The following is a 22,276-nucleotide window of genomic DNA, read 5'->3' as shown; positions in this document are numbered from 1 at the left end:
GGTACGTCTGCGGTGGGTGGCGCTCCTCCGCCTGTGCGGCGCCCCCCGGGCGGAGCGGGGGCGGCGCGCTGGTCACGTGCTAGGGCGCTGCGCTTTCCGGCAGCTCCTCTTCGGCCACGAGGGACTCGGCCGCGTGCTCGGCCGCGGTCACCTCGTGCAGGACCTCGGGTCCGACCACGCCCGCCGCGATCTCCCGCAGGGCGATCACGCTGGGCTTGTCGTTCTCCTCGTCCACCAGGGGCCGAGCCCCGAGCGCAATCTGCCGTGCCCGCTTGGTGGCGACCAGCACCAGCTGGAAGCGGTTGGGTACGTGGGCGAGGCAGTCCTGAACCGTGATTCGTGCCATCGTTTTCCAGACTCCAGGGGCGGTGCGCCGGGTTCCCCGCAGTCTAGCGGGAACGGCCCGGGGCTTCCAGAAGCTCGGCGATCAGCGCGGACTCGCGCTGGCCCTGGACCTCCCGCCGCAGCCGTCGGGCCACCAGGATGGACTGCAGCTCGCCGAGGGCGGTGACGAGCTTGCGGTTGACCAGGACGTAGTCGAATTCCCGCCAGTGCCCGATCTCGGCGCGGGCCTCCGCCAGCCGGCGGCGGATGACGGAATCGGGGTCCTGACCCCGGCCGCGCAACCGGTGCTCCAGGGTCGCGCGCGAGGGCGGCAGCAGGAACACCCCGACGCAGTCGGGCATGGCCTGGCGGACCTGGCGAAATCCCTGCCAGTCGATGACCAGCACCACGTCGAAGCCCTCGGCGAGCCGCGCCTCGGTCGGGCCCCGGGGAGTGCCATAGCGGTGCCCGAAGACCTCGGCGTGCTCCAGGAAGTCCCCCGTGGCGGCCATGGCCTCGAAGGTGGCGGCGTCCACGAACCGGTAGTCGACCCCGTCGCGCTCGTTCGCCCGCGGGGGGCGGGTGGTGCAGGAGACCGAGGCGACGACGCCGGGGGTCTCCTTGATCAGGGCCTGGATCAGGGTGGTCTTGCCCGTGCCGGACGGTGCGGCGACGACGTAGAGGCTCCCCGTGGGCATCGGCGGCTACTCGACGTTCTGGACCTGCTCGCGCATCTGCTCGATGAGGACCTTCAGGTCGACCGCGACGCGGGTCGTCTCGGTGTCGGCCGACTTGGAGCCGAGCGTGTTCGCCTCGCGGTTGAGCTCCTGCATCAGGAAGTCCAGCCGGCGCCCGACGGGGCCGCCCTCGGACAGGACGCGCCGGACCTCGGCGATGTGCATCGAGAGGCGGTCCAGCTCCTCGGCGACGTCGACCCGTTGCGCGAAGAGCACGATCTCCTGCTCCAGGCGCTGCCCGTCGACCTCGGCCCGCAGCTCGGCCAACCGGCCCCGCAGGCGCTCGCGGGTGGCGGCGACGACGGCCGGCATGCGCTCCGCGGCGGTCCGAACCCGCGGCTCCATCTCGGTGAGCCGCGCCTGCAGCGCCTCGCGAACCTTGGCCCCCTCCCGCTCCCGGGTCGCGACCAGGTCGCCCACGGTGTCCTCGAGCAGGGCCAGGAGATTGCGGGTCACCGCATCGGCGTCCGGCAGGTCCGTCTCCAGGACTCCGGGCCAGCGCAGGACGTCGAGGGCGTGGACGGGGGCCGGGTTGTAGAGGATCTGGTCGACCTCCCGGCTCAAGCGCGCGAGCTGCTCGGCCAGCGGCCGGTTCAGGCGCATGCCCGCGACGTTGCCGACGGCCGCCTGGTAGCGCAGGGCGCACTCCACCTTGCCCCGGCGGACCCGCTCACCGACGCGGGCGCGCACCTCGGGCTCCAGGGCGCGCCAGTCCTCGGGCAGGCGCACGCTGACATCCAGGTAGCGGTGATTGACCGAGCGGAGCTCCCAGGCGGCGGTGCCCCAGGGGGTGTGGGTCTCCCGGCGGGCGAAGGCGGTCATGCTGCGTAACATGGTGGTGGCGCTGGCAAGGGCCCCGGCGGCCCGGACGCAGGGTAGCAAGGCGGCCGCAAGGCCGTAAACGGCCCGCGTGGGTGCCCGTGGCCCGGTGGCACCCATGCGGGCCGCGGGCACCCCGGCGAACCGCTATAATCCGCCGCCTCTCCACCCGACCCGACAGGACTCCCCATGCGCCCGAGCGGCCGCGCCCCCGACGAGCTTCGCCCGATCCGGTTCCGCCGCCGGTACACGCGTCACGCCGAGGGGTCGGTGCTGGTGGAGTTCGGGGAGACCCGAGTCGTCTGCACCGCCACGGTGGAGGAGTCCGTGCCCCGCTGGCTGAAGGGCAGCGGCCGGGGCTGGGTGACGGCGGAGTACGGCATGCTGCCCCGGGCGACCGGCGAGCGCACCAGCCGGGAGGCGGCCACCGGCCGCCAGGGCGGGAGGACGCTGGAGATCCAGCGCCTGATCGGCCGCAGCCTGCGCGCGGTGGTGGACCTGCAGGCCCTCGGTGAGCGGCGGGTCATCCTCGACTGCGACGTGATCCAGGCCGACGGCGGCACCCGCACGGCATCGGTCTGCGGTGGCTACGTCGCGCTGGTGGACGCGGTGAACGGCCTGCTGAGGCGGGGTCGGATCCCCCAGAGCCCCATCCACGGCCAGGTGGCGGCGGTCTCGGTGGGGATCTCTGGCGGGGAGCCCATCCTGGACCTGGACTATGCCGAGGACTCGGGGGCCGAGACCGACATGAACGTGGTGATGAACGACGCCGGGGCCTTCGTGGAGATCCAGGGCACCGCCGAAGGCCACGCCTTCCGCATGGACGAGCTCATGGCCCTGCTCGAGCTCGCCCGCCGGGGCACGCAGTCCATCATGGCCCTGCAGCGGGCCGCGCTGGAGGAGGGGTGAGCATCGCCGCCCCCGAGGTGCGGTGGGTCCTGGCGAGCGGCAACGCCGGCAAGGTGAGGGAGCTCAACGTCCTCCTGGCGGGCTTCCACGCCCAGGTCGTCCCCCAGTCGGCCCTCGCCGTTCCGGAGGCCGAGGAGACGGGCCTCACTTTCGTCGAGAACGCCATCCTGAAGGCCCGCAACGCCTCCCTGCACGCCGGCCTGCCGGCCATCGCCGACGACTCGGGTCTCGAGGTGGACGCCCTGAACGGGGCCCCCGGGGTGCGCTCGGCGCGCTACGCCGGTCCGGGGGCGGGGGACGCGGCCAACGTGGAGAAGCTCCTGGAGGCCCTGGCGGAGGTGCCCGAGCCCGGGCGCACCGCCCGCTTCCAGTGCGCCATCGCCTTCCTGCGCCGTGCCGAGGACCCGACGCCGATCGTCTGCCAGGGTACCTGGGAGGGCCGGATCACCACTGCGCCGAGGGGCGCGAACGGCTTCGGGTACGACCCGGTGTTCTTCGTACCGACCCACGGGTGCACCGCGGCCGAGTTGCCCGCCGAGGTGAAGAACGCCCTCAGCCACCGGGGCCAGGCCCTGAGGGCGCTGGTGGAGGCCTTTCACGCGCGTCTCGGGTGACGTCCGCGTCATGTCCGCGCACGGCGGGGAATGAGCGGGGAGGCGGGCCTGCGCGGGGCACCCCCTCCGCTCTCGCTCTACGTGCACGTGCCCTGGTGCGTGCGCAAGTGCCCGTACTGTGACTTCAACTCCCACCCCCTGGGGCCGGAGGGGCTGCCCGAGGCGCAGTTCCTGCGGGCGCTGCTCGAGGACCTCGCCGAGGAGTCCGGGGACGCGGCGGGCCGGGCGCTGGTGAGCGTCTTCTTCGGGGGCGGCACACCGAGCCTCCTCGCGCCGGAGACGGTGGCCCGCGTCCTGGAGGCTGCAGGCCGCGGCCCGGGGCTCGCGCCCGGCGCGGAGGTGACCCTCGAGGCCAACCCCGGGACGGTCGACGCCGGGCGGTTGCGGGAGCTCCGGGCGGCGGGTGTCGACCGGCTTTCGCTCGGGGCGCAGAGCTTCGACGACCGCCTGCTCCGGCGCATCGGCCGGATCCACTCGGCGCGCGAGGCCGCGGCCGCGGTCGAGGCGGCCCGGTCGGCGGGCTTCGGGAACGTGGGGCTCGACCTGATGTACGGACTCCCGGGACAGACGGCCGCGGGGGCGCTCGCGGACGTGGAGGCGGCGCTCGCGCTCGAGCCCGAGCACCTCTCCCACTACCAGCTCACCCTCGAGGCGGGGACGGCGTTCCACCGGGACCCGCCCCCCTTGCCCGACGAGGAGGTGGTGGCGGACATGGAATCGGCCTGCCGGGCGCGCCTCGCCGACGGAGGGCTCGCGCGCTACGAGGTCTCCGCCTTCGCGCGCCCCGGCCGGCAGTGCCGGCACAACCTCAATTACTGGACCTTCGGCGACTACCTGGCGCTCGGCCCCGGCGCCCACGGAAAACTCACCCGGGTCGCCGGGGGACGGGTCCTGCGGCGGGCGCGGCCCGCCCACCCGGGTGACTACCTGCGCGCCGGTCCCGGGGGGCGCTGGGCCGAGGTCCGGGAGCTCGCGGTGGGAGACCTCGTGCTCGAGTTCTTCCTGAACGTGCTGCGCCTGGCGGAGGGCGTACCGGAGGCCCTATTCGCGGAGCGTACCGGGCTGTCCCTTTCGACCGCCGCCGGCGCCCTCGCCGAGGCCCGGGCGCGGGGCCTCATGACCGCCGAGCCCGGCCGGCTGCGGGCGACCGAGGCCGGACTCCGGTTCCTGAACGACCTCTGCGCGCTGTTCCTCCCCGCCGGCTCCGGGCTGCCCCCGGTCGTCCCGCCCGAAGAGACGGCGTAGCCGGCCCACGACCGACCCGATGGCGCGCCACAGGCGCGGCAGCGCCCAGGCCACGACCAGGACGAAGACCCCCAGCAGCGCGAGGAAGAGCCAGGGGTGGTGGAGCGCCGTCCACAGGCCGCCGACGACCGCCGCGTCCTCGGTGACCGAGGCCGCCCAGTTCGAGACGGGCTCCGGGGAGGTGTTGATCACGACGCGGGTGCCCGCCTTGGTGGCGTGGGTCGCCGCGCTGAGCCCGCCCCCCACCAGGCCCGCGGCAAACTGGGCGGCGGGGCCGACCTCGCCCACCGCGGCGGCGGCGAGGACCGCGCCGGCGGGGATCCGCACGAAGGTGCTGAGCGCGTCCCAGGCCGTGTCCACGCCGGGTGTCTTGTCGGCGAAGAACTCGACGACGTACATGAAGCCCGCAGCCGTCAGCACCAGGGGGTTGGTGAGCGCCTGGAGCTCGGCCGGCAGCTGCACGTTGCCCGTGGCCCCGAGGAGCCCCAGGACGAACACCGCCGCGTAGAGATTCAGGCCGCTCGCCCAGGCGGCACCCATCGACAGGGCCACGAGCTCGGTGGCGTTCACGGAAAGCCCTCCCTCGCGTCGGGCGCCGGGCCGCCCCCGTGCGCCGCGTCCCGGATCCTAGCGGATCCGCCCGCGCTCGGGGCCGTTCCCGCGGGCTTTCTCCCGCGTTGAGGTATGATCGGACCTGACGCGCGCATACACTCCGGGGAAGGGCGCCGTATCTCTCGCCCGTCCTCTTCACCACCTGAGCAGGGGCATGTCCGAGCTGGTCGACCGTCAGCTGCTGAAGAACCTCGTTCCGCCGGGCTCGCTCAGCCACGAGAGCTTCCAGGCGCTGGTGCGCCAGATGGTCGTCGAAACCGTGCCGGCCGGGCGCACGATCTTCCGTGCCGGCGAGCTCGACCGCCGCACCCTGTACGTGCTCTCGGGCGAGGTGGAGCTGCTCGGGGAGCGTGGGGTGGAGCAGACGGTGCGGGCCGGCACCGAGGTCGCCCGCTACCCGCTCGCCAATCTGCAACCGCGCCAGCACACCGCCAGGGCGCGCTCCGACGTTCGGATCGCCCGCTTCGACGCCGACCTCCTGGACATCTACGTCACCTGGGACCAGCTCTCCGGGATCGAGGTCAACGAGATCAGCACCGGGGATTACGCCGAGGGTGAGACCGGGGACTGGATGACCCGCATCCTGCAGTCGAAGGTCTTCATGCGCATCCCCCCCGCGAACATCCAGCAGATGTTCATGCGCCTCACGGAGGTCGCCTTCCGCGCCGGCGACGTCGTCGTCCGCCAGGGCGACGAGGGCGATTATTACTACATCATCAACCGCGGGCGCTGCCGCGTGACCCGCAGCGCCAGCAGTGGCCAGGAGATCGCCCTGGCCGAGATCGGCGGCGGCGACGCGTTCGGGGAGGAGGCGCTCCTCTCCGAGGGCCGGCGCAACGCGACCGTCACGATGCTGACGGACGGCGTCCTGATGCGCCTGTCGAAGGCGGACTTCGACGAGCTGCTGAAGGCCCCGATGCAGAAGGAGGTCGACTTCGACGGCGCCCGGGAGATGTTGCGCGACGGGGCCGTCCTGCTCGATGTCCGCCTGGAGAGCGAGTTCAAGAACGGTAGCATCCGCGGGAGTGCCAACCTCCCCATCTACATGCTGCGCCTGAAGGCGGAAACGCTGGACCCGACGAAGCGCTACATCGTCTACTGCGACACCGGTCGGCGCAGCTCCGCCGCGGCGTTCCTGCTCACCGAGCGCGGTTTCGACGCCTATGTCCTCAGGGGAGGCCTGATGGCCCTGCACCAGGCCCGTGCTGCCCAGCAACGGGTCGGGGGGTTGTGACCGACCTCTACGCGGTGATGGGGCACCCCATCGCCCACAGCAAGTCCCCTCGCATCCACGCCGCCTTCGCGCGGCAGACCGGGCAGGACTTGGAGTACCGGGCGATCGCGGTCGCCCCGGGGCACTTCCCGGCTGCCGTCGCCGAGTTTCGCGCCGCGGGGGGCCGGGGCCTCAACGTCACCCTGCCGTTCAAGGAAGAGGCGTGGGCGCTTGCCGCCGAGCGCAGCCCCCGGGCCGAGCGGGCGGGCGCGGCGAACACCCTCGGGTTCCGGGAAGACGGCCGGGTCTGGGCCGACAACACCGACGGTGCGGGCCTGGTGCGCGACCTCACCGCCAACCTGGGTCTGGCGCTGGGGGGCCGGCGTCTGTTGCTCGTGGGGGCCGGCGGCGCGGCCCGCGGGGTCCTCGCCCCCCTGCTTGCGCAGGGCCCGGACACGCTCGTGGTCGCCAATCGCACCCCCGCGCGCGCCGAGGCCCTCGCCGCGGATTTCCGGGATCTGGGGCCGGTGTCCGCCTGCGCCTTCACGGCCCTCGCGGGCCGGCGGTTCGACCTGGTGGTGAACGCGACCTCGGCCAGCCTGCAGGACGAGGTGCCCCCGCTGCCGGATGGGCTCTTCGCGCCCGGCGGCTGGGGCTACGACATGATGTACGGCGACGGTCCCACCCCTTTCGTGCGCTGGTCGCTCGCCCAGGGCGCCGCGGACGCCCGAGACGGCCTGGGCATGCTGGTGGAGCAGGCGGCGGAGTCGTTCTTCGTCTGGCGGGGGGTGCGGCCCGAGACCCGGCCCGTGATCGCGGGGCTGCGGGGACGCCCGGGGTGACGCCCGGTCTGTCGGCCCGGGAAATCCGCTAGGCGCCGTCCGGAGCGCCCGCGCCTGGGCCCGCGCCCGGGTCAGCGGCGGCGTCGGCGAGACGCGCGAACTCCTCCACCGCGACCTGCTCGGCACGGGTGGCCGGGTTGACCCCCGCGAGGCGGAAGCCCTCGGGTCCGAGCAGGCCGGCGAGGGCGTTGCGCAGGGTCTTGCGGCGGGCCGAGAAGGCCCTGCGCACGACCTCCGCGAACAGGCGCTCGTCGCGCACGGGGGCGCGCGGCCGCGGCAGCGGGACGAGCCTGACGACCGCCGACTCGACGCTGGGCGCCGGGGAGAAGGCCCCCGGCCCTACGTCGAAGAGGCGCTCCACCCGGCAGCGGAACTGCACCATCACCCCCAACCGGCCATAGGCTTCGTCGCCCGGGCCGGCCGCCAGGCGCTGCACCACCTCCCGCTGGAGCATCGCGTGCACGTCCCGGATGGCCGGGGCGGCCTCGAGCAGGTGGAAGAGCAACGGGGTGGAGATGTTGTAGGGCAGGTTTCCCACCACCCGCAGGGGCTGGCCCCGCTCGCGGGCGAGGCGGGTGAAGTCGAAGCCCAGGGCGTCCCCCGCGTGGACCACCAGGGTGCCCGCCTGGGCCTCGGGGCTTCCGGCGAGCTCGCGGACCAGGTCCCGGTCGATCTCCACGACGTCCAGCCGTTCGCAGCGCCGCAGCAGGGGGCCCGTGAGGGCCCCGCGGCCGGGCCCGATCTCCACCAGCGCCTGTCCGGGCCGGGGGTCCACGGCGGCGAGGATCCGGGCGACCACCGCAGGGTCGTGCAGGAAGTGCTGGCCGAAACGCTTGCGCGGGCGCTGGGTCACCGGCCGTCACCCGTTCCGGGCGCGCGGGGAGGGGAGGCCCCGACGCCGCGAGGCCGCCCGGCGGGCGGCAGGTCCGGGCGGCTCACTCCTCGGGGCGCACGTCGACGTAGGCCTCGTCGCGAAGGCGGCGGATCCAGGCCTGGGTCTCCTCCTCGATCTTGCGCTGGCGCACGAACTCGCGCGCGCGGGCGCGCCGGAGCTCGTCGGTGCTGTCGTGCTGGCGGCGGTCCGTCACCTGGGCGATGTGCAGCCCGAACTGGGTACGGAACGGCTCGCTCACCTCCCCGGGCTGCAGGGAGGAGACGACCTGCTCGAACTCCGGGACCACGTCCCCCGGGTTCAGCCACCCCAGGTCGCCACCGCGGGAGGCGGAGCCGGGGTCCATCGAGTGGGCGCGGGCAAGCTCGGCGAAGTCCTCCCCGCCCTGGATACGGGTTCGCAGCTGTTGCAGGCGGGCCCGGGTCGCATCCTCGGGGTGGGCCGCGTCGATACGGACGAGGATGTGGCGGACCCGCGGCTGGGACACCACAGCGCGCTGCGCCCGGCGCACCTCGAGGAGCTTGACGACCTGGAAACCGCTCGCGTCCCGAACCGGCTCGCTCACCTGGCCCGGCTTCATCCGCACCACCGCGTCGGCGATGGCGGCGGGGAGCTGACTCAGGCGGCGCCAACTCACCTCTCCACCCTGCAGGGCGCGCCCGTCCTCCGAACGGCCCGCGGCCAGCTGGGCGAAGTCGGCACCCTTGCCCAGTTCGTCGACCAGCCCCTGGGCCCGCTCGCGCGCGGAGGCGACGTCACCGGGGGACGCGCCCTCCCGCACCGGCACGCGGATCTGGGCGACACGGTACTCGTCGTCGGCGTTGGCCTGGCTGGCCGCGGTCACCAGGACGTTGTCGATCTCCCGCTCGGTGACCTGGATCCGGTTCTCGACCTGCCGGCGGCGGACCTCCGAGATGGTGAGCTCGTCGCGAAGCTGCTCCCGGAAGGCATTGAAGTCGTACCCGTCCTTCTCGAGCGTCTGCTTGAACTGCGCCAGGGTCAGCTTGTTCTGCTCGGCGATCTTGCGCATCGCCCCGTTCAGCCCTTCGTCGTCGAGCCGGATCCCGCTCTTCTCCGCGATCTGCAGCTGCAGGCGGTCGACGATCAGGCGCTCGAGCACCTGGCGGCGCAGGGCGTTCGGCGGTGGCAGGGGAGCCGACTGGCGGCGCAGCTGGGCCTCCGCGGTCTTCAGGCGCTGGCTCAACTCGCTCTGGAGGATGACGTCGTTGTTGACGACTGCGACCACCCGGTTCAGCGGAGTCCCTGCGGGGGACGCGGCGGCCGGGGCGTTGCCGGCGGTGGGGGGCTCGGCGAGCGCCAGCGCGGGCAACAGGGCGAGGAGCAGAAGGGCGGCGGGGCGTTTCATAGGGTGTCCTCAGAAATAATCCTCGTAGCCGGGGATGTGCTCCCGGAGCAGATCGGTCGTGCCCTCCCCGAAACCACCCAGCCCCTTCAGGACGAGCTGCAGGAACAGGCCGTTGGAGTAGGTGTCGTCATCGGTCAGGAAGCGGCGGGCGACCGCGCGCATGCCCCAGCAACAGCTCTCGTACTCGAAGCCCGCAAAGGTGTCGATGGTCTGGGTGGTGGGGAGCTCGTAATTCCAGCGGCCCACGACGCTCCATTGCGGGCTGAGCTGCCAGCGCAGCGACACGTCCGTCTGGTCCACGTAGTCCCTCAGGTACTGATAGCCCACGTTGAACACCTGCCCCGGCGCGGGGCGGTAGCGGGCCACCACCGAGGAGCGGTCGGTGCGCTCGTCTTCGGGGTTCCACAGCACAGTGCCGCGCACCTGCCAGCTGGCCCCGAGGTACGTGGCGAGCTCGCCCACGTAGTCGGAGCGGTGGCTGTCCTCGGCCTCCACATAGGGCAGCTGCACTTTGCGGTCCCGGAAGTACTGCACCTGGCCGACGCTCACCCGCGCGAGCTCGGCGCCCGAGTCCTCGTCGGCGAGCCGGCTGGTCAGCGCCAGCGCGACCTGGTTGGCGTCCCCCATGCGGTCCGCGCCGCTGAAGCGGTTCTCCCGGAACAGCTGGTAGAAGCTGAACGTGTAATTGGCCGTGTCGAAGACGGGGAGGTCGTCCTGGTCCCGATAGGGGACGTAGACGTAGTAGACGCGCGGCTCCAGGGTCTGCACCAGCGCGCGTCCCCCGAAGGAGGTCTCACGGTCGAAGAACGCCCCCGCGTCGACGCTCAGCGTCGGCACGAAACGGTCCGGGGAGCCGGAGCTCCCCGCGGGCCGGGGGTCGGCGGCCGTGCCGGGGGCGTCGTCGCTGAGCTCGTAGCTCGTGTAGCGGGCCCCGACCTTTGGCACCAGGAACGTGGAGAGGGTGCGCACGGGGTAGCTCAGCGTGGGGTAGAGGTCGGCCCGGATCCCCTCCACGCGGTCCGGCTGGGCGAAGCGCACGAGCTCCGTCTGCATGCCGGCGGCGAGGCCCTCGAAGCGCTCCGGGGTTCCGAGGTTCAGGAGCAGCTGGGGCAGCCGGGCGTAGGGCCGGCTCGCGCGCGCCAGGTCGGGGTCCACGGTGGTGTAGTGCTGGAGACGGCCGAGGGCACTCCACCCGCTCCCGGACGTCCCCACGTCCAGGCGCTGCTCGAGGAACTGGTCCGCGGTCTCCTTGAGACTGGTGCCGAGGTCCTCCACGTAACGGTCGTCGGACACGACGGCGGCGTCCACCGTGGTCCACCAGGAACCCGCGAAGGTCTGCTTGTGCTGAAGCTGCCCCGCGCCCCGGGTGCCCCCGTCCTCCTGGTCGTGGGGGATCACCTCGAACTGGAGGCTCCCCCGGCCGGTCGGCATCAGGTAACGGTACTCGCCCCCGAGCAGCGGTCCGCGCTCCGTCAGCTCACCGACCCGCAGCGTCGCGTCGCGCTCCGGGGCGATGTTCCAGTAGTAGGGCACCACGAGCTCGAAGCCGCGCTTGTTGGAGCTGCCCACCAGCGGCGGCAGGAACCCGCTCTTGCGCCGGCCGCTCAGGGGAAAGTCGAGGTACGGCGTGTAGAGGACCGGCAAGCCCTTGAAGCGGAGCGTCGCGTCGCGCGCGACGCCCAGGTCCTCCGGGCGGTCCAGCGTGATCTCGCGGGCCCGGATCACCCAGTCCTCCGAGCCCGGGTCGCAGGTCGTGTAGCTGCCCGCGTCGATCACCGCGAGCCCGGAGCCGGTCACCGAGGCCGAGCGCGCGTCGCCGTGACCTGCGGTGGTGAGGAACCGATAGTGCACGTCCTCGAACCAGGCGTCCTCCGAGCCCAGATCCATTTGGCCCTGGGCGGCCTGGGCGTACATCTCGCCGCTCCAGAAGCGCACGCCGTCCAGCGCCTCGACCCGGTCGGCCTCCCGGTAATACGTGACCGTATCCGCGGCCACCGTCTGGTCGCTGCGCTTGAGGACCACCCGCCCGAGGATGTCGGAGGGGCCAATCCTCCGGAGCTCGGCCTCATCGGCGACGATCCCCGTCGCCGACTCCGGGGCGGGGGGGGCGGCCGGGACGGGGACCCCGGCCCCCGGGGGCCGGCAGAGCGAGCCCTGGCCGGGAGGCGCGGCCAGCGCGCCGCCGGCCGCCAGCAGCGCCGCCACCGCCGTGACCCGAACGGCGTTCGCGAAGGGGCGCGGCCGGGTCAACGCGTGGCACCCATTGCCAGCGCCCGGGCCCGGCTGGCGGCCAGGTCCGCCGCGACGGCCGCGGGGTCCCGGCCTGCGTCGGCCTCCGGCCAGCCCTGGGCCTGACGGGTCACGAGGTCCGCGAGCGCGGCGATGTGGTCGGGCCGGTCGTTGAGCGCCGGCACGTAGTGGAAGGACCCTCCCCCGGCCTCGAGGAAGAAGCCGCGATTCTGCTGGTCGATCTCCTCGAGCGTCTCGAGGCAGTCGGCCGAGAACCCCGGGCAGGCGACGTGCACCCGCCGGACGCCCTCCGCGCCCCATTGCTTCAGGAGCTCGTCGGTGTAGGGCCGCAGCCACTCCTCGCGCCCGACCCGGGACTGGAAGGAGAGGGCCCAGCGCTCCCTCGGCAGTCCGAGTGCCTCGGCGACCAGGCGCGCGGTCTTCTGGCACGCACAGTGGTAGGGGTCCCCGGCCTCCAAATAGCGGCGGGGCAGCCCGTGGAACGAGAAGAGCTGCCGGTCGGGCTCCCCCTGGCTCGCCCACGCCTCGCGCAGGCTCGCAGCGAGCGCCCCCACGTAGCCCGGGTCGTCGTGGTACTGGCTGAGGAACCGCAGCTCCGGAACCCAACGCCACGTCGCCAGATATCCCGCCACCGCGTCGAAGGTCGATGCGGTGGTCGTGGCGGAGTACTGGGGGTAGAGGGGGAGCACGAGGAGACGGCGCGCGCCTGCCGCGCGCAGCTCCTCCAGCGCACCGGCAATGGACGGAGTCCCGTAGCGCATCCCCAGGACCACCTTCACCGGGCCCGGGAGCCGGGAGGAGAGGGCGGCCTGGAGCGCGGCGGTCTGGCGCCGGGCGATGGCGAGGAGCGGCGAGCCCTCCTCGGTCCAGACCTTCCGGTAGGCCTCGGCGGCGTGACGCGGACGCACCCGCAGGATGATGCCGTGCAGGATGGGCAGCCACTGCCAGCGCGGGAGCTCCACGACCCGGGGGTCCGCGAGGAATTCGGCGAGGTAGCGGCGCACGGCAGGCGGCGTCGGCGCATCCGGTGTGCCGAGATTGGCGACGAGCACCCCGAGGAGAGACGGCGCTCCGTGGGTGAATCCGGGGTCTCCGCGGTATGCCATAATCGCCTCACACTGCGCCGGGGGGCGAGGCGCGCAGTATACCCTGCCCGACTGATCTCACGACCGGAGCGGCCATGCCCAACGCAGTCGATTGCGGCGTGTTCCCGGGCGTCGCCAGATCCCTTCGGGGCGCCGTCGCCGGGCGTGCGCCGACCCGGCCGCCAGGCACGGGCGGAGGCCGGTGGCGGCGGTGAATCGCGCCCGTCGCGCGCTCCTGCTCGGCCTCGCGGGCGGCCTCGCCGGCGTCGGTGCGCTCTACGGCCGGGCGCGGCGCAGCGCCTCCCCGCTGCCCGCGCTCCGCGAGTCCCTCCACGTGCGCGACGTGCTCGCCGGCGAGGCCGCCGGCTTCGCCCGGGCCGACGGTCCGCGGTTGTTCCGCTTCCCCGCCGACCACGGGCCGCACCCGGAGTACCGCAGCGAGTGGTGGTACCTCACGGGCAACCTGCGCGGACCCGACGGCCGGCCCTTCGGGTTTCAGTTCACGCTGTTCCGCTTCGCGCTCGTGGCGGACCCGCCGGCGCGGGCCTCGGCCTGGACGGCGGCCCAGGTGTACATGGGCCACCTGGCGGTGACGGACCCGGGGGCGGGGCGATTCCGGGCCTTCGAGCGGTTCTCCCGGGAGGCGCTCGGGATCGCGGGGGCACGCGGGGACCCGCCCCGGGTCTGGCTCGAGGACTGGGTGTTCGAGGGGCGCGGTGACCGCGACTTCGGCATCTCCGCGTTCGCGGGGGACGTGGGGGTGGACCTCTCGTTGCGCTCGGCGAAGCCGCCGGTCCTCCAGGGTGAGGCCGGCCTCAGCCAGAAGAGCGGCGAGGCCGGCAACGCCTCCTACTACTACTCCTGCACCCGGATGGAGGCGCAGGGCTCGCTCCGGGCGGGCGGACCGCCGGTGCCGGTGACGGGGCTCGTCTGGATGGACCGGGAGTGGGGAACCAGCGCCCTCGGACCGGGCCAGGTCGGCTGGGACTGGTTCGCGCTCCAGCTCGACGACGGTCACGACCTCATGGTCTACCGGCTGCGCCGCGCGGACGGCACCCTCGACCCCCACAGCAGCGGCACCCTGGTGGCCCCGGAGGGGACGGCGCGCACGCTGCCGGCCGGCGAGGTCGCCTTCGACGTGCTCGGCGAGTGGCGCAGTCCCCGGGACGGGACCCGGTACCCCGCGCGCTGGCGCCTGCGGGTGCCCTCCGAGGGCCTGGACCTGGAGGTCCGGCCCCTGATCCCCGACCAGGAGCTGCACCTCTCCGTGCGGTACTGGGAGGGGGCGGTGGTGGTAACGGGCCGCCGCGCGGCCCACCCGGTCGAGGGGCGCGGGTACGTGGAGCTGACGGGCTACGCCGGCAGCGGGCGAGTCGACGCGGTCGGATGATCGAGCGAAGGAGCGGGAGCGGGAGCGGACGAGCGTGCGCTATTCCGTCCGCGGGGTCACTCTGGTAACGTGACCTCCCGTCCCGCGGCGGTTGGCTTGCGGCCCTCCGGGCCGCCGAGTCCCGGCACTGCCGGCGTCGCGCCTCATCCCCAAATCTTCGAGTCGCCGCATGACGCGCTTCATTTTCGTTACGGGCGGGGTCGTGTCCTCGCTGGGCAAAGGCATCGCGGCGTCCTCTCTCGGGGCGCTGCTCGAGGCCCGGGGCCTGAAGGTCACCCTGCTCAAGCTCGACCCCTACATCAACGTCGATCCGGGCACCATGAGCCCGTTCCAGCACGGCGAGGTCTACGTCACCGAGGACGGTGCCGAGACCGACCTGGACCTGGGGCACTACGAGCGCTTCGTGCGCTCCACCATGGGGCGGGACAACAACTACACCACCGGCCAGATCTACGAGAGCGTCATCCGCAAGGAGCGGCGCGGCGACTACCTGGGTGGCACGGTCCAGGTGATCCCCCACATCACCGACGAGATCAAGCGCTGCATCGAGAAGGTCGGTGCCGGCGTCGACGTGGTGCTGGTGGAGATCGGGGGCACCGTCGGCGACATCGAGTCGCTCCCGTTCCTCGAGGCGATCCGGCAGTTGGGGATCGAGCTCGGGCGCGACCGAGCGCTCTTCATCCACCTGACGCTCGTCCCCTACATCCCCTCGGCCGGCGAGATCAAGACCAAGCCGACGCAGCATTCGGTGAAGGAACTGCGCTCCATCGGCATCCAGCCCGACGTGCTGTTGTGCCGTGCGGATCGTCCCCTGCCGGAGGGCCATCGGCGCAAGATCGCGCTCTTCACGAACGTCGAGGAGCGTGCGGTCATCTCGGCGGTGGACTCCGACTCGATCTACAAGATCCCGCGCGGGTTCCACGAGCAGGGCCTCGACCAGATCGTGGTGGAGAAGCTGCGCCTGGACGCCCCGACCATCGACCTCTCCGAGTGGGACCGCGTCGTCGACGGGCTCGAGCACCCGACCGGCGAGTGCACCATCGCGATGGTGGGCAAGTACGTCGACCTGACCGAGTCCTACAAGTCCCTCTCCGAGGCCCTCGTGCACGCGGGGATCCGCACCCGTACGCGCGTGCGCATCGAGTACATCGACTCCGAGGAGGTGGAGCGCAACGGTACGGGGCTCCTCGAGGGCAAGGACGCGGTGCTGATCCCCGGGGGCTTCGGGAGCCGCGGGATCGAGGGCAAGATCATCGCCGCGCGCTTCGCCCGGGAGCGCAAGGTGCCCTATCTGGGGATCTGTCTCGGCATGCAGGTCGCGACGATCGAGTTCGCGCGCGACGTGGCGGGGCTCAAAGGGGCGCACAGCACCGAGTTCGACCCGAGCACCCCGTACCCCGTGATCGCCATGATCTCGGAGTGGCTCGACCAGGACGGCCGCGTGCAGCAGCGCAGCGTGGGGGCGGACCTCGGCGGCACCATGCGCCTCGGGGCCCAGAAGTGCCGGCTCCTGCCCGGCACCCACGCGCGTCAAATCTACGGTGAGGCCGTGATCGCCGAGCGCCACCGGCACCGGTACGAGTTCAACAACCGTTTCCTGAACGTCCTGCAGGACGCGGGTCTCGTGGTGGCCGGACGGTCCATCGACGGCAATCTGGTGGAGATGATCGAGCTGGCCGACCACCCCTGGTTCATCGCCTGCCAGTTCCACCCCGAGTTCCACTCGACGCCGCGCGACGGTCACCCGCTGTTCACGGGCTTCGTCACCGCCGCCCGGGAGCGGGCCGAGGGCAAACTCTGATGCGTCTCTGCGGCTTCGAGGCCGGTCTCGATCGCCCGCTCTTCCTGATCGCCGGCCCCTGCGTCATCGAATCCGAGTCCCTCGCGCTGGAGTCGGCCGCGCGCCTCAAGGAGATCACTGGCCGGCTCGGTGTGCCGTTCATCTACAAGTCCTCCTTCGACAAGGCCAACCGCTCCTCGGGTGCGAGCTATCGTGGGCCGGGCCGGGAGGAGGGGCTGCGCGTGCTCGAGCGGGTGCGCCGCGAGGTCGGCGTGCCGGTCCTCACGGACGTGCACGAAGACACGCCGCTCGACGAGGTGGCGGCCGTCGCCGACGTCCTGCAGACCCCGGCCTTCCTCTGCCGCCAGACGAACTTCATCCAGGCCGTGGCGCGCCAGGGTCTCCCGGTCAACATCAAGAAGGGGCAGTTCCTGGCCCCCTGGGACATGGCGCAGGTGGTGGAAAAGGCCCGCGCGACCGGCAACGAGCGGATCCTCGTTTGCGAGCGGGGCGTGTCCTTCGGCTACAACAATCTCGTCTCCGACATGCGCTCGCTCGCGGTGATGCGGGCGACCGGCTGCCCGGTGGTGTACGACGCGACGCACTCGGTGCAGTTGCCCGGGGGGCAGGGCACCCGCTCCGGCGGCCAGCGGGAGTTCGTGCCCGTGCTGGCGCGGGCCGCGGTGGCCGCGGGTGTCGCCGGGCTCTTCATGGAGACGCACCTCGACCCGGAGCGGGCGCTCTCCGACGGCCCGAACCTCTGGCCGCTGGACCGGATGGAGGAACTGCTGGAGACGCTGCGGGCGATCGACGAGGTGGTCAAGTCGCGGCCGTTTGCGGAAGCAAAGCTCATGGGGGCTGGCAGCCCGGGCAGGAGCGACTGATCGCATGCGGGTGGCAGGTTCCCGGTGCGCTCCCGCGGGACACGCCGTGAATACGTCCCTGTAGGCTCGGATGCCGCCGTCCGGGCGGCATACGGTCCCGCAAGACCGCACCGGGAACCTGTCCGTAGGTTGGCGGGCCCCATCGACCCAGAGGCAAAGGCCCAGGGCAACAAGGAGACGAAACGGCATGTCGGCAATCCAGGACGTTCGGGCACGGGAGATCCTCGACTCGCGGGGCAACCCCACGGTGGAGGCGGACGTGGTGCTGGCTTCCGGCGCCAGGGGCAGTGTGGCGGTGCCCTCCGGGGCCTCGACCGGCACCCGGGAGGCGGTGGAGCTGCGCGACGGGGACAAGGGACGGTATCTCGGCAAGGGCGTGCGCAAGGCCGTCGGCAACGTCAACGGCGAGATCCGCTCGGCCGTCCTGGGGATGGACGCGCTCGAGCAGGTGGCCCTCGACCGCCGCATGATCGAGCTCGACGGCACGCCCAACAAGGCGCGCCTCGGCGCCAACGCGATCCTCGCGGTCTCGATGGCGGCGGCGCGCGCGGCGGCGGCCGAGCAGGGCCGGCCGCTCTACGCTTGGCTCGGCAACGGCGCGCCCTACACGATGCCGGTGCCCATGATGAACATCCTGAACGGGGGCGCCCACGCCGACAACAGCGTGGACATCCAGGAGTTCATGGTCATGCCCGTCGGCGCGCCCAGCCTGACGGAGGCGGTGCGCTACGGGGCGGAGATCTTCCACGCCCTCAAGTCGGTCCTGAAGGGCCGCGGCCTGAACACCGCCGTGGGCGACGAGGGCGGTTTCGCCCCCGACTTGCCGTCGAACGAGTCGGCCGTGGAGGTCATCCTGGAGGCGATCGCCAAGGCGGGGTTCCGGGCCGGGGACGAGGTGGCGCTCGCGGTCGACGCGGCGAGCTCGGAGTTCTACGGCGACGGGCGCTACCGTCTCGCCTCCGAGGGCAAGGCGCTCTCGTCCGGGGAGTTCGCGGCGTTCCTCGCCTCCTGGGTGGACCGCTACCCCATCGTCTCGATCGAGGACGGCATGGCCGAGGGGGACTGGGAGGGGTGGAAGACCCTCACGGCGCGCCTCGGGAAGCGCATCCAGCTCGTGGGTGACGACGTCTTCGTGACCAACACCGCCATCCTCTCCGAGGGGATCGCGCAAGGGGTCGCCAACTCCATCCTGATCAAAGTGAACCAGATCGGCACCCTGACGGAGACGCTCGAGGCGATCGCGATGGCGCGCAAGGCGGGCTACACGGCGGTCATGTCCCATCGCTCCGGGGAGACCGAGGACGCATTCATCGCCGACCTGGCGGTCGCGACCGGTGTCGGCCAGATCAAGACCGGGTCGCTCTCGCGCTCCGACCGGATCGCCAAGTACAACCGCCTCATCCGCATCGAGGAGGAGCTCGGCGGGGCCTGTCGGTACCCGGGGCGGGCGGCGCTCGCCGGGACGCGCTGAGCGCTCTGAGCGCGGCGAACGCGCAAGGTGCGCTGGCTGCTGGTCATGTCGGTGCTGTTCGTGCTGCTGGTGGGTCTCCAGCAGCAGCTCTGGCTCGGCGACGGCAGCCTCGAGGAGGTCCGTGACCTCGATCGCCGCACCCGGGCGCAGCAGGGGGAGAACGAGCAATACCTGGAGCGCAACCGGGCGCTCGACGCGGAGGTCCGGGACCTCAAGGGCGGACTGGAGGCCATCGAGGAGCGGGCCCGTCGGGAGCTCGGCATGACACGCAAGGACGAGACGTTCTACCTCCTGGTGGAGGAGTGAGCCCGGGGTGGTGAGGATCAGGCGAAGGGTCTCGTGGCCGATGTGAAGATTCGCTCGGAGACGAACGTCCCGATCCCGGGCTACTGGGCGGTCATCGCCGCGGCGGGCGGCGGGAAGCGGATGGGCGCAGGGGTGCCCAAGCAGTACCTGCCCCTCGCCGGGCGCCCGCTGCTGGCGCACGCCGTCGAGCGCGTCGCCGGACACCCGCGGGTGTCCGGGGCCGTGGTCGTGCTCGCGCGGGACGACGCGCTCTGGGATGCGGTCGAGCTCGGCCCCGTGCCGCGGCCGCGCCGGGCGACCGGTGGTGCCGAGCGCTGCCATTCGGTGCTGAACGGACTGGAGGCCCTGGCCGACGACGCGGCCGAGGACGACTGGGTCCTGGTCCACGACGCCGCGCGCCCCTGCGTGCGGCGCGAGGACATCGACCGGCTCATGGACGAGCTTGCCGGGCACCCGGTCGGCGGACTGCTGGGGCTGCCGGCGCGCGACACCCTGAAGCGGGCGGACCCGGACGGCAACGTGCGGGAGACCGTCGCCCGCGCCGGGCTCTGGCGCGCCCTGACTCCCCAGATGTTCCGCTTCGGCCTGCTGCGCCGGGCGCTCCAGGCGGCGATCGGCAGGGGGCTCCTGGTCACCGACGAGGCCCAGGCCGTGGAGCTTGCGGGTCACGTTCCCCGCCTGGTCGAGGGCAGTCCCGACAACGTGAAGGTGACGGCGCCCCGGGACCTGGCGCTCGCCGAGTTGTTCCTGAGGGCCCAGGAGGCTCACCAGTGAGAATCGGTCACGGCTTCGACGCACACCGTTTCGGTGCCGTCCGGCCCCTCGTGATCGGAGGCGTGACGGTGCCTCACCCCCAGGGCCTCCTTGCCCACTCCGACGGCGACGTCCTGGTGCACGCCCTGTGCGACGCCCTGCTCGGGGCGGCGGGCCTCGGCGACATCGGCCGACACTTCCCGGACTCGAGCGCCGAGTACGCAGGCGTCGACAGCCGGGTCCTGCTGCGCCGCGTGGTCGCCCTGCTGGGGGCACAGGGGCTCGGGCTGGGCAACGCCGACCTCACGGTCGTGGCCCAGGCGCCGAAGCTCGCACCCCACGTGCCGGCCATCCGCGCCACCCTGGCGGCGGACCTGGGCGTCGACCCGTCGCGGGTCAACGTGAAGGCCACCACCACCGAGGGGATGGGGTTCACCGGGCGCGGGGAGGGGATGGCCGCCCACGCGGTCGTCCTGCTCGTGGAGCGGCAAGCCTCCCCGGCCGCGCCGGCGTGACCGCCGATCGGCCGGACGACTGCCCGCCGATCCCCTGGGAGGACCTGCCCCGGGCCCACGGGGAGCCGCCCGCCCGGGCACGCTGGCGGGTCGCGCCGGAGGACTTCGCGGTCGACGAGGTCCTGGGTTTCGAGCCGCTCGGCACCGGGCAGCACGTCCTCCTGCAGCTGCGCAAGCGCGGGGCGAACACCGTCTGGGTGGCCGGCCAGCTCGCACGCCTCGCGGGTGTGGCCCCGGTCGCGGTCGGCTACTCGGGGCTGAAGGACCGCGACGCCGTGACCACCCAGTGGTTCTCCGTCGACCTGGCGGGCCGTCCCGAGCCCGACTGGGGTCAGCTCGCACCCGGCGCCGTCGAGGTGCTCGCCGCGCGGCGCCACGACCGCAAGCTGCGCCGGGGCAGCCACCGCGCCAACCGGTTCGTCCTGGTGCTGCGGGATGTCACGGGCGTGCGGGCTGCCCTCGAAGAGCGCCTCGGCGTCCTGCGTGACCGTGGCTTCCCCAACTATTTCGGCGAGCAGCGGTTCGGCCGGGACGGGTCGAACCCGGCCCGGGCGCGGGCGATGCTGGGGGGGCGCCTGCGGGTCCGGGACCGCGCCGAGCGCGGGCTCTACCTCTCGGCCGCCCGCTCGGTCCTCTTCAACCGTGTCCTCGCTGCCCGGGTCGGCGGCGGGACCTGGGACCGCCCCCTCGCGGGCGAGGTGCTGATGCTGGACGGCCGCCACAGCCGTTTCCTGGCCGAGGAGCCGACGCCGGAGTTGATGGAGCGCGCTGGGCGGGGGGAGGTACACCCCACGGGACCGCTCTGGGGTCGGGGCGAGCCGGAGCCCCGTGAGGAGGCCCGGCGGGTCGAGGAGGAAGCCCTCGCCGGCTGCGGGGACTGGTGCCGAGGGCTCGAAGAGGCGGGGCTCGAGTCGGACCGCCGCGCGCTACGCGCCCGGGCCCACGACCTCGCCTGGCGCTGGACCGGGGACGACGCCCTGGAGCTCGCCTTCACGCTCACCAGCGGGGCCTACGCCACCGCCCTCCTGCGCGAGGTCGCAGCCCCCGATCAGCCCTTCAGGAGCACGTAGACCGCCCCGGTACCGCCGTCCACGGGGCGGGCCGAGCAGAACGCGAGCACCTCCTCGCGCTGGCGCAGCCAGTGGTTGACCTTCACCTTGAGCACCGGCTGACCCTGACGGGAGCGCAGGCCCTTGCCGTGCACGATGCGCACGCAGCGCCGGCCGCCCCGCTGGACCTCGTGCAGGAAGGCGCCGAGCGCGGCCCGCGCCTCGTCGACCGTGAGACCGTGCAGGTCGAGCTGGGGGCCGACGCTGAACTGGCCCCGGCGCAGGCGCCGCAGCAGGGAGTAGGGCAGGCCCGGCCTCAGGTAGACGAGCTCCTCGCCGGTCTCCAGGTCCGCCGGGTCGAGGCCGTCGGAGAGGAGGTCACGCAGCACCTGCTTCTCGTCGCGCCGGCGCTGGGAGGGCACCGGCGGCGGTCCTGCCGTCTCCGGGAGGTGGCGATCGTGCTCCAGGGCCCGGACCGGTCCGACCGCGTCGCGGAAGAGCCGGACTTCCTCCTCGCTGGGTGTGTGCCGCTTCAAGCTTGCCCCCTGTTCCCCCCATCATACGCAGAGCTGGGAGTGCCGGGGACTCTGTGGTACATCATCGCCCTTTGCCAACGGGAGGGGACCCATGATGAAGTGGCTTGAACGGACCTTCGAGGCCATGCTCTGGCAGAGCCGGGTCGTGGTGCTGTTCGCGGTGGTCGCCAGCCTGCTGTCCGCGTTCGCGATGTTCTACCTGGCCACCGTCGACGCGGTCTACATGTTCCTGCACCTGGCGCATTACTGGGAGCCGGGGCTCGACGCCGTCGCCCGCGCCGACCTGCACGGCGAGGCGGTCGCCCACGTGGTGGAGATCGTGGACGGTTATCTGCTCGGGGCCGTCCTGCTCATCTTCGCCCTCGGGCTGTACGAGCTCTTCATCAGCAAGCTCGACGTGGCCAAGGCGTCCGAGACCTCGAACAACGTGCTGCTGATCGGAAGCCTGGACGACCTGAAGACGCGGCTCGCGAAGGTCATCCTGATGATCCTGATCGTGAAGTTCTTCGAGCACGTCATCGACATGCACTTCGACCGGCCGCTCGACCTCCTCTACCTGGCGGGCGGGATCGCGCTCATCGGCGCGGCGCTCTGGCTCACCCACTCCGACGACCACGGGCAGGGGAACCACCAGGGCGCGCCGAGGGACGAGCCGAGCGACGAGCATCCCGTGAGCTAGGTCGC

At 72.7% G+C, this 22,276-nt stretch carries 22 protein-coding genes and 1 pseudogene; 14 read left to right on the top strand and 9 right to left on the bottom strand.

Features of this window, described 5'->3' with window-relative positions:
* Positions 1 to 79: 79 nt before the first annotated feature.
* From rpoZ to KA217_03575, 3 genes are read right to left on the bottom strand one after another with little or no spacing between them, the layout of a single operon-like run.
* Entirely contained in the window at positions 80 to 346 is a 267-nt protein-coding gene (rpoZ, locus tag KA217_03585; protein MBP7711533.1) for a DNA-directed RNA polymerase subunit omega, read from the bottom strand.
* A 43-nt stretch (positions 347 to 389) separates the two neighbouring features.
* Positions 390 to 1,022 (bottom strand): guanylate kinase, encoded by a 633-nt coding sequence (gmk, locus tag KA217_03580; protein MBP7711532.1) that lies wholly within the window; start codon positions 1,020 to 1,022, stop codon positions 390 to 392.
* Positions 1,023 to 1,028: 6 nt separating this feature from the next.
* Positions 1,029 to 1,895 (bottom strand): YicC family protein, encoded by an 867-nt coding sequence (locus KA217_03575; GenBank protein MBP7711531.1) that lies wholly within the window; start codon positions 1,893 to 1,895, stop codon positions 1,029 to 1,031.
* Positions 1,896 to 2,069: 174 nt separating this feature from the next.
* On the opposite strand from KA217_03575, the gene rph reads away from it, so the two are divergent.
* The 3 genes from rph to hemW are packed head-to-tail and all read left to right on the top strand — an operon-like array spanning position 2,070 to position 4,648.
* On the top strand, positions 2,070 to 2,789 hold the full coding sequence (gene rph / locus KA217_03570; protein ID MBP7711530.1) for a ribonuclease PH: 720 nt from the start codon (positions 2,070 to 2,072) through the stop codon (positions 2,787 to 2,789).
* Entirely contained in the window at positions 2,786 to 3,403 is a 618-nt protein-coding gene (rdgB, locus tag KA217_03565) for an RdgB/HAM1 family non-canonical purine NTP pyrophosphatase (protein MBP7711529.1), read from the top strand. Before rph ends, rdgB begins: the two co-directional genes overlap by 4 nt.
* A 30-nt stretch (positions 3,404 to 3,433) precedes the next feature.
* Positions 3,434 to 4,648 carry a radical SAM family heme chaperone HemW gene (hemW, locus tag KA217_03560; GenBank protein ID MBP7711528.1) on the top strand — a complete coding sequence of 405 codons (1,215 nt, stop codon included), beginning with the start codon at positions 3,434 to 3,436 and terminating at the stop codon, positions 4,646 to 4,648.
* A 6-nt stretch (positions 4,649 to 4,654) separates the two neighbouring features.
* Here the strand turns inward: hemW and KA217_03555 are convergent.
* Positions 4,655 to 5,188, bottom strand: a pseudogene (locus tag KA217_03555) (DUF4126 domain-containing protein).
* 226 nt (positions 5,189 to 5,414) lie between these two features.
* Here KA217_03555 and KA217_03550 point away from each other — a divergent pair.
* Complete coding sequence (locus KA217_03550) at positions 5,415 to 6,494, top strand: cyclic nucleotide-binding domain-containing protein (GenBank protein ID MBP7711527.1); 1,080 nt, start codon at positions 5,415 to 5,417, stop codon at positions 6,492 to 6,494.
* Between the two features lie 17 nt (positions 6,495 to 6,511).
* Positions 6,512 to 7,315, top strand: a complete 804-nt coding sequence (aroE, locus tag KA217_03545) for a shikimate dehydrogenase (protein ID MBP7711526.1) — start codon at positions 6,512 to 6,514, stop codon at positions 7,313 to 7,315.
* A 28-nt stretch (positions 7,316 to 7,343) separates the two neighbouring features.
* Here aroE and rsmA read toward each other — a convergent pair whose 3' ends face one another.
* The 4 genes from rsmA to KA217_03525 form a co-directional block, all read right to left on the bottom strand.
* A complete protein-coding gene (rsmA, locus tag KA217_03540; protein MBP7711525.1) occupies positions 7,344 to 8,168 on the bottom strand; it encodes a 16S rRNA (adenine(1518)-N(6)/adenine(1519)-N(6))-dimethyltransferase RsmA in 825 nt (274 codons plus the stop codon).
* Positions 8,169 to 8,250: 82 nt separating this feature from the next.
* Entirely contained in the window at positions 8,251 to 9,573 is a 1,323-nt protein-coding gene (locus KA217_03535; GenBank protein MBP7711524.1) for a peptidylprolyl isomerase, read from the bottom strand.
* A 9-nt stretch (positions 9,574 to 9,582) separates the two neighbouring features.
* Complete coding sequence (gene lptD, locus KA217_03530) at positions 9,583 to 11,823, bottom strand: LPS assembly protein LptD (GenBank protein ID MBP7711523.1); 2,241 nt, start codon at positions 11,821 to 11,823, stop codon at positions 9,583 to 9,585.
* Positions 11,820 to 12,929, bottom strand: coding sequence for a ferrochelatase (locus tag KA217_03525; protein MBP7711522.1), 1,110 nt, complete (start codon positions 12,927 to 12,929; stop codon positions 11,820 to 11,822). The genes lptD and KA217_03525 overlap by 4 nt, the downstream gene beginning before the upstream one ends.
* A gap of 181 nt (positions 12,930 to 13,110) precedes the next feature.
* On the opposite strand from KA217_03525, the gene KA217_03520 reads away from it, so the two are divergent.
* The 8 genes from KA217_03520 (at position 13,111) to truD (ending at position 21,077) form a co-directional block, all read left to right on the top strand.
* A complete protein-coding gene (locus tag KA217_03520) occupies positions 13,111 to 14,298 on the top strand; it encodes a carotenoid 1,2-hydratase (protein ID MBP7711521.1) in 1,188 nt (395 codons plus the stop codon).
* A gap of 169 nt (positions 14,299 to 14,467) precedes the next feature.
* A complete protein-coding gene (locus tag KA217_03515; protein ID MBP7711520.1) occupies positions 14,468 to 16,099 on the top strand; it encodes a CTP synthase in 1,632 nt (543 codons plus the stop codon).
* Positions 16,099 to 16,962 (top strand): 3-deoxy-8-phosphooctulonate synthase, encoded by an 864-nt coding sequence (gene kdsA, locus KA217_03510; GenBank protein MBP7711519.1) that lies wholly within the window; start codon positions 16,099 to 16,101, stop codon positions 16,960 to 16,962. The genes KA217_03515 and kdsA overlap by 1 nt, the downstream gene beginning before the upstream one ends.
* A 187-nt stretch (positions 16,963 to 17,149) precedes the next feature.
* Positions 17,150 to 18,433 carry a phosphopyruvate hydratase gene (gene eno / locus KA217_03505; GenBank protein MBP7711518.1) on the top strand — a complete coding sequence of 428 codons (1,284 nt, stop codon included), beginning with the start codon at positions 17,150 to 17,152 and terminating at the stop codon, positions 18,431 to 18,433.
* Between the two features lie 45 nt (positions 18,434 to 18,478).
* Complete coding sequence (locus KA217_03500) at positions 18,479 to 18,739, top strand: septum formation initiator family protein (protein ID MBP7711517.1); 261 nt, start codon at positions 18,479 to 18,481, stop codon at positions 18,737 to 18,739.
* Between the two features lie 120 nt (positions 18,740 to 18,859).
* Positions 18,860 to 19,513, top strand: a complete 654-nt coding sequence (locus KA217_03495) for a 2-C-methyl-D-erythritol 4-phosphate cytidylyltransferase (GenBank protein ID MBP7711516.1) — start codon at positions 18,860 to 18,862, stop codon at positions 19,511 to 19,513.
* Complete coding sequence (ispF, locus tag KA217_03490; GenBank protein MBP7711515.1) at positions 19,510 to 20,007, top strand: 2-C-methyl-D-erythritol 2,4-cyclodiphosphate synthase; 498 nt, start codon at positions 19,510 to 19,512, stop codon at positions 20,005 to 20,007. The genes KA217_03495 and ispF overlap by 4 nt, the downstream gene beginning before the upstream one ends.
* Positions 20,008 to 20,036: 29 nt before the next feature.
* On the top strand, positions 20,037 to 21,077 hold the full coding sequence (truD, locus tag KA217_03485; GenBank protein MBP7711514.1) for a tRNA pseudouridine(13) synthase TruD: 1,041 nt from the start codon (positions 20,037 to 20,039) through the stop codon (positions 21,075 to 21,077).
* Here truD and KA217_03480 read toward each other — a convergent pair.
* A complete protein-coding gene (locus KA217_03480) occupies positions 21,056 to 21,592 on the bottom strand; it encodes a Smr/MutS family protein (protein ID MBP7711513.1) in 537 nt (178 codons plus the stop codon). The two genes, truD and KA217_03480, sit on opposite strands and share 22 nt — an antisense overlap.
* Before the next feature lie 91 nt (positions 21,593 to 21,683).
* Between KA217_03480 and KA217_03475 the strand changes: the two genes are divergently transcribed.
* A complete protein-coding gene (locus KA217_03475) occupies positions 21,684 to 22,271 on the top strand; it encodes a YqhA family protein (GenBank protein ID MBP7711512.1) in 588 nt (195 codons plus the stop codon).
* The last annotated feature ends 5 nt before the right edge of the window (positions 22,272 to 22,276 follow it).

The sequence above is a fragment of the Gammaproteobacteria bacterium genome (assembly GCA_017999615.1).
GTDB lineage: Bacteria > Pseudomonadota > Gammaproteobacteria > JAABTG01 > JAABTG01 > JAGNLM01.
This window is presented reverse-complemented; position numbering and strand designations above follow the sequence as displayed.

Coding starts and splice junctions, on each gene's coding strand:
- aroE (MBP7711526.1), top strand. CDS start 6,512: ATGGGGCACCCCATCGCCCACAGCAAGTCCCCTCGCATCCACGCCGCC.
- KA217_03550 (MBP7711527.1), top strand. CDS start 5,415: ATGTCCGAGCTGGTCGACCGTCAGCTGCTGAAGAACCTCGTTCCGCCG.
- KA217_03515 (MBP7711520.1), top strand. CDS start 14,468: ATGACGCGCTTCATTTTCGTTACGGGCGGGGTCGTGTCCTCGCTGGGC.
- KA217_03535 (MBP7711524.1), bottom strand. CDS start 9,573: ATGAAACGCCCCGCCGCCCTTCTGCTCCTCGCCCTGTTGCCCGCGCTG.
- rpoZ (MBP7711533.1), bottom strand. CDS start 346: ATGGCACGAATCACGGTTCAGGACTGCCTCGCCCACGTACCCAACCGC.
- KA217_03500 (MBP7711517.1), top strand. CDS start 18,479: ATGTCGGTGCTGTTCGTGCTGCTGGTGGGTCTCCAGCAGCAGCTCTGG.
- eno (MBP7711518.1), top strand. CDS start 17,150: ATGTCGGCAATCCAGGACGTTCGGGCACGGGAGATCCTCGACTCGCGG.
- KA217_03495 (MBP7711516.1), top strand. CDS start 18,860: ATGGGCGCAGGGGTGCCCAAGCAGTACCTGCCCCTCGCCGGGCGCCCG.
- gmk (MBP7711532.1), bottom strand. CDS start 1,022: ATGCCCACGGGGAGCCTCTACGTCGTCGCCGCACCGTCCGGCACGGGC.
- rph (MBP7711530.1), top strand. CDS start 2,070: ATGCGCCCGAGCGGCCGCGCCCCCGACGAGCTTCGCCCGATCCGGTTC.
- KA217_03525 (MBP7711522.1), bottom strand. CDS start 12,929: ATGGCATACCGCGGAGACCCCGGATTCACCCACGGAGCGCCGTCTCTC.
- hemW (MBP7711528.1), top strand. CDS start 3,434: ATGAGCGGGGAGGCGGGCCTGCGCGGGGCACCCCCTCCGCTCTCGCTC.
- KA217_03475 (MBP7711512.1), top strand. CDS start 21,684: ATGATGAAGTGGCTTGAACGGACCTTCGAGGCCATGCTCTGGCAGAGC.
- kdsA (MBP7711519.1), top strand. CDS start 16,099: ATGCGTCTCTGCGGCTTCGAGGCCGGTCTCGATCGCCCGCTCTTCCTG.
- KA217_03575 (MBP7711531.1), bottom strand. CDS start 1,895: ATGTTACGCAGCATGACCGCCTTCGCCCGCCGGGAGACCCACACCCCC.